7 protein-coding genes are annotated in these 8,503 nt (G+C 35.1%); 1 reads left to right on the forward strand and 6 read right to left on the reverse strand.

All coding sequences use genetic code 11. The annotated features are described in order from the left end of the window. The 4 genes from otsB to M0Q46_02710 all read right to left on the reverse strand — a co-directional run bounded on the left by otsB (window position 1) and on the right by M0Q46_02710 (window position 5,147). Window positions 1-789 carry a trehalose-phosphatase gene (gene otsB / locus M0Q46_02695; GenBank protein MCK9582518.1) on the reverse strand — a complete coding sequence of 263 codons (789 nt, stop codon included), beginning with the start codon at window positions 787-789 and terminating at the stop codon, window positions 1-3. Window position 790: 1 nt separating this feature from the next. Beyond that, window positions 791-3,025, reverse strand: a complete 2,235-nt coding sequence (locus tag M0Q46_02700; GenBank protein MCK9582519.1) for a trehalose-6-phosphate synthase — start codon at window positions 3,023-3,025, stop codon at window positions 791-793. 159 nt (window positions 3,026-3,184) lie between these two features. Then, a complete protein-coding gene (locus M0Q46_02705; GenBank protein ID MCK9582520.1) occupies window positions 3,185-4,246 on the reverse strand; it encodes a DUF1646 domain-containing protein in 1,062 nt (353 codons plus the stop codon). Between the two features lie 547 nt (window positions 4,247-4,793). Next, on the reverse strand, window positions 4,794-5,147 hold the full coding sequence (locus tag M0Q46_02710) for a DUF192 domain-containing protein (protein MCK9582521.1): 354 nt from the start codon (window positions 5,145-5,147) through the stop codon (window positions 4,794-4,796). A 128-nt stretch (window positions 5,148-5,275) separates the two neighbouring features. Here M0Q46_02710 and M0Q46_02715 point away from each other — a divergent pair, with 128 nt between their 5' ends. Beyond that, a complete protein-coding gene (locus M0Q46_02715; protein ID MCK9582522.1) occupies window positions 5,276-6,289 on the forward strand; it encodes a hypothetical protein in 1,014 nt (337 codons plus the stop codon). 100 nt (window positions 6,290-6,389) lie between these two features. Here the strand turns inward: M0Q46_02715 and M0Q46_02720 are convergent, their stop codons facing one another. Both M0Q46_02720 and M0Q46_02725 read right to left on the reverse strand, forming a co-directional pair. Then, window positions 6,390-7,208 carry a prohibitin family protein gene (locus tag M0Q46_02720; protein MCK9582523.1) on the reverse strand — a complete coding sequence of 273 codons (819 nt, stop codon included), beginning with the start codon at window positions 7,206-7,208 and terminating at the stop codon, window positions 6,390-6,392. A gap of 86 nt (window positions 7,209-7,294) precedes the next feature. Then, window positions 7,295-8,197 (reverse strand): type II secretion system F family protein, encoded by a 903-nt coding sequence (locus M0Q46_02725; GenBank protein MCK9582524.1) that lies wholly within the window; start codon window positions 8,195-8,197, stop codon window positions 7,295-7,297. Window positions 8,198-8,503: the final 306 nt, after the last annotated feature.

Below are 8,503 nucleotides of genomic sequence, written 5' to 3' on the forward strand. Positions count from 1 at the left end.
TCATTTACTCCTTATTGCAACCATTTTTAGAAACTCTAAAACTTGACTGACATTTTTTAGCGCGTATTTGGCAGAAGAATTTTTTTTGTATCCAACCCGCACCGTTAAACCATTTTTTTTAAGAGCACTAAAGGCCGATTCATCGGTGCGATCGTCGCCAATATAAACAGGAATTATTTTTTTACCGGAATACATAATTTTGTATTTTTTCACTAACCACAGCGCGGCTTTCCCCTTATCCCATGCTACATTTGGCCTTATTTCAATAACCTTTTTCCCATAATGAATTTTAATTAACTGTTTTTGCACTGCCTTTGAAACAATGTCTTTTATTATTTTTTTTATTGCAGAAACATTTTTTTTATCTACCAAACGGTAGTGAACACTCAATGTAAAACCTTTGTTTTCAAAAATTACACCCTTTTTACCAATAACCGCAGTTTCCATTTCCTGCGCGATATCTTGTATTTTTTTTTGCATTGGCGCATTTAGCATAGAGTTAAATTTAAAATGCGGTGTCGTAATTTCTAAACCGTGGTTACCCACATAAATTGCTTTTTTAATATTTATTACTTTACTTATTTGCTCACGGGCTCTTCCGCTTATTACAGAGAAAATTACTCTCTGAGATTTGGCTACAGAAGACAGAATTTTTTTTGTTGACTCGGGCAATATAGCAAGTTCAGGCTTTGGATATATTGGAACTATTGTTCCATCATAATCAAGCATCAATAAAATAATATTATCGGAAAGTTTTTCAACAAGATACTCTGGCGTAATTTGGCGCATTTTATTCCTTTTTTAATGAAATCAGGTCAGAAATAATTGTTCCTGCCCATTTATATACATTATTGTTTTCAATTATAGAACGCATTGCTTTCATGCGTTTTTCTTTTTCTTCTTGAGGCATTTCTACCGCAAGTTTGAATGCTTCGGCAAACTCTTCAATTGAATATGGGTTTATAAGAATTGCATCAGTAAGTTCCCTTGACGCGCCGGCAAACTCTGAAAGTATAAGCGTTCCATTTAAATCATTTTTTGCGGCAACATATTCTTTGGCAACAAGGTTCATACCATCGTGCAACGAACTTACAACACAAATATCGGCAAGCTGATAATATGGTTTAATTTCTTCACTTGAAAAATGCTGTTTAAAGTAAATTATCGGCTTCCACGAGTTTTCGGAGTGTTTCCAGTTTATTTTTTCAACCAATTCATCTATTTCGGCTATCAAATCGTGATATTTTTTTATTTGAGTTCTGCTTGGAGCCGCCAACTGAACTAAAACAAACTTGCCTTTATATTGAGGATATTTTTCAAGAAATCTGTCTATGGCAAGCATTCGCTCAGCAAGGCCTTTTGTGTAATCTATTCTTTCAACACCAAGGGCAACAATTTTACCTTCCAGGTTTAACTCACTTATTATTTTTTCTTTTTGACTGGTAATTGCGCCTGCCAATTTTGGGTCGGCAAAATTATCAACGCTAATTGGGTACTGCTTAATAAATGTTTCCTTGCCCGAACGCACTACCGAGAATCTTTCGGCATCTACCCTGCTTTCAAGAAAGCGGTTTGCGGTATCTAAGAAATTGTTGCAATGGTACTGTATATGAAACCCTATAAGGTCGCAACCAAGCATACCATCTAAAATTTCTTTTTGATAAGGGCAAATTGCGAATACTTCGGGGTTTGGCCATGGTATGTGCCAAAACATTGCAATTTTAGCATCCGGTCTTTTCTTTTTAATCATTCTGGCAAGCAACGTAAAGTGATAGTCCTGAATAAAAATAAAAGGCGCGCTTTTTGGCAGTTCTTCAATAATAGAGTCCGCAAACTTTTGATTTACTTTCTTATACATCTGCCAGTCAGATTCACGGAAAGTAGGGCGATTGTGCGTTATATGGCATAACGGCCACAAACCTTCATTAGAGAAACCAAAATAATACCCCTTCTCTTCTTCTTTTGATAGCCAGATTCTTTTGAGAATGTAATGGATATCGTTTGGCGGGACACCAAGTTTATCTCTGGAATTTACAAATTGTTTGTCGGCATTGCCGCTTCCATGAGCTATCCACATACCGCCGCAAGAGCGCATAACAGGGTCAAGCGCCGTAACAACACCGCTTGCAGGGCTTACACACTTTGCTTTACCTTTGTGTTCATCGGAAACATGCATATAAGGTTCCCTGTTTGAAACAACAAAGAGAGAATCTTCGCCAAGTTTCGCATTAACTAAATCTTTAAGTTTTGACGGCGTCCACTTTTTTTCATCTTTAATTCGTTCTTTCGCGCTTTCTGACACAGATTTTCGCGCAATTCGTAAGTTTAATGCAACCTGTTCTATTTCACTGGCAAATTTACCCAGTTCATCGGTATATTTATAATTAAGATTCTCGTCGGTTTCACCTTTATAAAATTTTTGCAGCCAAAAGGTAATTCTTCTAACCGGCAATAGAAATATCTGCCTTTGAAGCACAATTATAATTATAGAGATTAAACTTATTAAAAAAATAAGCCCTATACTCATCTTTTTCCAAAAAACAACAAGAAGCTCATTTACATAAGAAACATCATACACAACCTCAACAACTCCCAAAAACTGGCCACTTTCATCAGTAACCGGCAATGCATAAGTATATAGATTATATTTGCCGTAATTATTAAAACCTTCATATACTTTCTTTTCAGAAAATATTTTTTTAACATAAGATTTTTCTTCTTTTATCCAATTAGATAATCTTTCGGTAAAAGCAAATATATTTCCATCCTTTGTATAAAAAATCCCACCCTGAAACCGCTCTCTCTTCTGAAATGTACCGACCAGCTTCTGGGCAGTCTTTTTGTCTTTAGATTCCAACACACTGCCCGCTGAAACCTCAATACTTTCAGCCACATTTTTGGTTTTTCTTTTTATATCGTCAATGAGTTTTTCTTTTTGAAACTCAATCTGGAAAAACCCGGCAATAATAAAGCCGGCAGTAATGACTATCAGTATGGGTAATAAGAATATCAGAATTTTTTTCATTACATCCCCTTTTAATATAAATGCCACTTTATGGCTTTTGTCAAACAGCAACCCGACCATCTAAGTCCTCAGAATGCTTAAAAGCTCTAGAACCCATTGGTTTGCTATATGTTTAATTATAATTTATTGAATGTTGATATGCGAATAAATGCCAAGTACTTATGAAAATATCAGGGAAAAAACAATAAAATAGACAACCATAAAAACAAAACCAATCGGCAACCCTATTTTCGCCCATTCCCAACTTGTTATCTTAAGCCTTCCTGCAGAAATTATATTTGGAATATTCCCGGGAATAAGCATTCCACCTGATATCAAAAACCCTATAAGTATATACTTAATTTGAGGCAAATTCATTTTAGGGCTTATTTCTGCAGCAGCCAAAGTTGCATTGTCTAAAACAGCCGAAAGAGAATTTATCCAGTAAAGTAGCGTAGTCGGAAATTTTATTATGTACATATCAACAATAGGTTTGAAGCCGGAACCAAGAAGTATCAAAGCCATGATAAAGATATAAACTTTCCCAGCATAAACAAAAATTTCTTTAATATTACTGCTTTTTTCTTCTACTAATCCTTTTATGTTTTCTCCTTTTTTAACAGAAGGGTTTATTATACTGCCTATTATTGCTAAAAGCAAAATGCCCGGCAAGACATATAGGCCAAGCTCCCTGAATAAGAAAAAGAAATCGGCATTGAATGGCTCTCCTTTTAGCTTTGCTATAGTAATGGTTGATAGCGGTTCTCCTATAGGGGTAAGCACTGCGCCCAGCCCAATAGAAAAGCAAGAGAGTACCGTAAGCTTTATTTCATATTTCTTGTCCAATTTTAATGCACTAATAATTTCAACAAGTATTATAGCTGCCATAATAGCCGTAATAATACTTGAAAGCAATCCTAAAACCATAATCAACACAAAACAGAATAATTTTGAACCGATTTTACGCTCTATATTAACGACGGTATTTGTTATTTTATTTCTGAAAAAATAAACTAAAAACCCTATCGTAATAACAGCCAAAGTTATCATTATTGGTTCAACTAATGATTCCCTAATAAGGTGCATTGACCACGCCGGTTCTATTCCCCAAAAATGCGAAATACTTACCACTAACACACCCATGATAAAAAGAAATATTTCCAAATTTTTTTCTATAACATGCAATGTAAGAGGTAAAATTAATACAAGAATAATGGCACTGATCAACCCTATTTCTATCACTATAAATTTTCCTTGTCCAGCTTTTTCATTTCTATTGACTTGCTATTGTCTTTTAATATTCTGCTACAACAGAATATCGCCAAGCTTATAATAGCCGACCAAAACATCAGCATAATTATCCAGCCGCTAATTTTCACAATAATATTTCAAATGTTTTTGTGTTATGATTCTTTTACTTTTTATTTTTATCTTTATCCTTCATAGAGTTTTTTCTGCTGTTTTGATAAACATAAACAATAAACCCGGCAAATATTATCATAACAACAATCACCGGCCAATCTTGCGCAAAATTCATGTGTTATATACCTCCCTGTTAAAATTAAAAGCCACCCCTGAATTTTTATCCAGTAAGTGGCAATAAAAAACCGCCCACTGGTTATAAACCAGATGGCGGCCCGACCATCCAAATCCTCCGAAAGCATTAAAGCTTTCGAACCCTGTTGGTTTGCTATTAAGTTATGTGGATTTTACAACTTTTCTCACTAAATGCGCAATCTCTTGAAAATATAAAAATAAGTACTGCAAAGAGTTTCTAAGCTATATCAGCTCATTTTTCATTACAATCCGAAAATTCAAACAACAATGTTATACCCTCTTTTATTCCATATATGTCTACAAGACCAGCTTTTAACTCAAGCACCGAGCTGGCACTACTTACCGGCATAACTACATGCCATGACTTTAGGTTTTTAACAACCCTTAAGACTTTATATGTTTTATCTAAAAAAACCACATCTATGTAAAAACGCATAAAAAAAGTGTGTATTGAAGAACACTTTAGTATCAGCAACGCACCACAGAAAAATTCTTGCGGCATAAACATAAGGCCTAAAAATTTACTAAAAAAAGTTTTCGCAACACAAATTTCAAGTGTACCATTTGGGCAAATTAATTTATTCACGCTCACCCCACAATAATTTTGATTTTAAAAAGTAACATATTATTGCAATTAATAAGTAAAAAAATAAAAATAAAAAACTTCATTGCATTTTGCAATAAACCTTTAAGCTATTATATAATAAATATGTTATGCAATTATCTACCACAAAAACTTCAACTATCTTATTTATTGTTCTTATATCACTTTTCGCAGGGGCAATAATTTATTTTCAAACATTGCCTTTCACGCAAAAAACTATGCAGAGCGCATTGGAGCAAAGAATTAATGCCATAGCAAAAATTTCTACCCCGGAAATCCAACAAGCACTTAATGCAAAAGATGATATAGCCTTGCTTATTGCACTTGAAAAACTTTCAAAACAAGAAAGTATTGAGAGCATTTTTGTATTAGATAAAGAATCTCTCGTAATTGCGCACACAAACACTCAAGAATGGGGCAAAAAATACCCAATTGTAACAAGCGATATATTTGAAAAGTTAAAGGCGCAAGCGTATGTTAAAACCAAAATTGCTCAAAACCCTTATTACGCTTTCTCACTTTCAAATGAACATTTGCTTTTTTTGCGCGCATCTACCAAAGAGCAAGCTGCGGCATTAGACACCTTTTTAAGAACGACCCTACTTTTATGCGTTATACTGATAATTGTACTTTCTTTTGTATTTTACTACATCTCAAAGTTGAGCGTAACAAATGCAAGAAACAAATTGCTTAAAGCTCTTACTAACTCTTCGCAACAACTGCCAAAAGACCTATCAAGAATGCTCGGTGAAATTAAACTTCGCCTAAACCCAATTGCTCAAGATACAAAAGCAAAAACAAATCAAAGTAAATTTTTTGCATCTTGTATGGAACATATTTGCAACAAAGCAAACGGGCTGATTATTTTTGACATAGATAACACCCTGATTTTTGCAAACCAAAACGCAATGAAGACATTTGGAATAAAGGAACAATGCAGCATCCACCTGCTTGATGCAATAAAAAATACACAAACACTATCGCAAATTGAAAGTGCAATTAAAACAAAAAAACCAATATCTCTATTTGACGCTCAAAATAATTTAAACATAAAAACCACAGCATTTTTTGACGAGCACACCTTTATTGGCTTAGCCATAGAAACACAAACACCCTGCAAGTAACCACAAACATTAAGCTGTTGGTAAAAAAGCGCTGCAGGTTAGTATCTAACCCGCAGCGCTTTTTGTTTTAGCGCAAAAGTTTTTTACTGCTTCTTATATTCTATTGCTCATCTTTACTTGTTTTTGGAGTGAACAATATATTTGATTTATCACCAAGCATAGTACTTGGCAACTTGCCATCCCATTTGTCAATCCACTTATAAGCTATTGTTTTTTCGTTAACCGACTCGCGCAGGAGCTGTTGCGCTTTAGCCTCGCCCTCTGCTTTTAAAATAGTTGCGGCTTTATTTTGTTCGGCCTGTTGCTTAACATACTCGGCTGTTTTTATTTTTTGCTCTTCTATTTGTTTTTGTTCTACAACTTTTTCAAACTCAGTATCAAACCTTATGTTCACCAAACTTACATTCTCAACTATTATATTATAGGTGGCAAGTTTCGTTTTCAATGCCCCTTCAATTTTATTTTTTAAATCTTCGCGCTGCACTATAATCTGCTCAACAGGAAACTGCGCTGTCGCAGATTTAACCGCTTCGTTTACCGCGGGGTCTATAACTTTTTCCCTGTAATCTTTCCCGACTTTTACAAACAACTCATTAACCTTTGTGTAATCTAAATGATAATTTAGCGCGATATCTACTTGAACTTTTTGAAGATCTTTTGACGCGGATTCGGCTGAAACATCTATCCTCTGCGTTTTTACATCAAACTTTGTTACGGATACAACAAACGGGAACTTTGTGTGAAAACCCTGCTGATATGACTGCGTTGCCCCAGATATGCTGTTAAATGTAACACCTACTTGCCCTGCACCAACAACAAAAAACCAGCTTGAAAGCAATGGCACCGCAATTATCAAAGCTATCAAACCAACTACTGCCATAAAAACCATTTTATTTTCTTTAGCGCCAAAATTTTCCACTTAACACTCCTTTATTTTTATATGTACGACTGTGCGGCATTATAACATAGTTTGGCGTTAAATACGCAAAACAGGTCTTGCAATAATTAAAATAAATTTCCACCCATAAAAGATAAAAATATTGGCCCAAATAATATTATAAATATGGTTGGAAATATTAGTAAAGCAAGAGGGAACATTAACTTAAGAGGCGCCTCAGACGCACTCTTTTCTGCCATTCTAAGCTGCTCTTCGCGCAATTGCGCGGCAAGTGTTTTAAAATTATCAGCAATTGCTGAGCCGGTTTTAAGAGAAACCAACAAAGTGTTTACAAACAAACCAATTTGCGCGATATTTAATTTCCCCGACAAACTTTTAAACGCTTCCTCACGATTTTTTCCCAAATTTATCTCTTTTTGCGTCATGGCGAGTTCATAATGTAGCGGGTTTTGAAAGCAAGAAATTACCTTTGAAAAAGCACTGTTAAAATCTAATCCGGCACCCATAAGCAAAGCTATTAAACCAATTGTGTCTGGCATAGCGGTTATAATTTTTTCTTTTCTTAAACGCGACTGCTCCGCAAGCATTGCGTATGGCGCCGCGCCAAAAAGCAACCCCACCCCTAAAAAATATACCGGGTTAGAAAATCCAAATAAAAGCACCATAAGAAAAGAAACACTTAAAAAAATCAATATCATAAAACCGCTTAGTGTATTTAAATCCATATCATTAAATTTGCCACCCATAAGCGTAAGGTTTGCCTGCACTTTTTTGATGTATATTTTAACCCATGGGTGTTTGTTTTTAAGCAAATACTGCCCAAGCTTTTCTGAGAAGAAATACACAAAACCAATAATTCCTTGGCTGTACGCTTTATTTTGAGCACTATGTGTTTGCTTTAAACGGTGCGATACGGCTTTTCTAACCTTTAATTCCATAATAAAAAGCGCAGCACTATAAACAATTAGCGCTACGCTTACACCAACCAGCAATGAAACTATAATAACCACAAAATTTATTTTTCCTTATAGTCGTCTTTTCGTCAGCCCAAGAGGCTAGACCTCGCCAAAAGCGGGAAATCCGAAGGGATGAAGCAATCTCATCTTAACTGTTAGATTGCCACGGGCTAAAGCCCTCACAATGATTTTAGATTGCTTCGTCACTAATGACACCAGATTGCCACGCTTCGCTCGCAATGGGCATAATACTCAAAAAGTGTTGCTATTTTTGATAGTTTTGAAGTAGCAAAACCATTTTAAGTAACTAATTTTATGATTTTCAGAAAGACCACGATGGTTTCTATATTGATGCTTTAA

This window comes from Endomicrobiales bacterium (assembly GCA_023228045.1).
GTDB lineage: Bacteria > Elusimicrobiota > Endomicrobiia > Endomicrobiales > JALOBY01 > JALOBY01.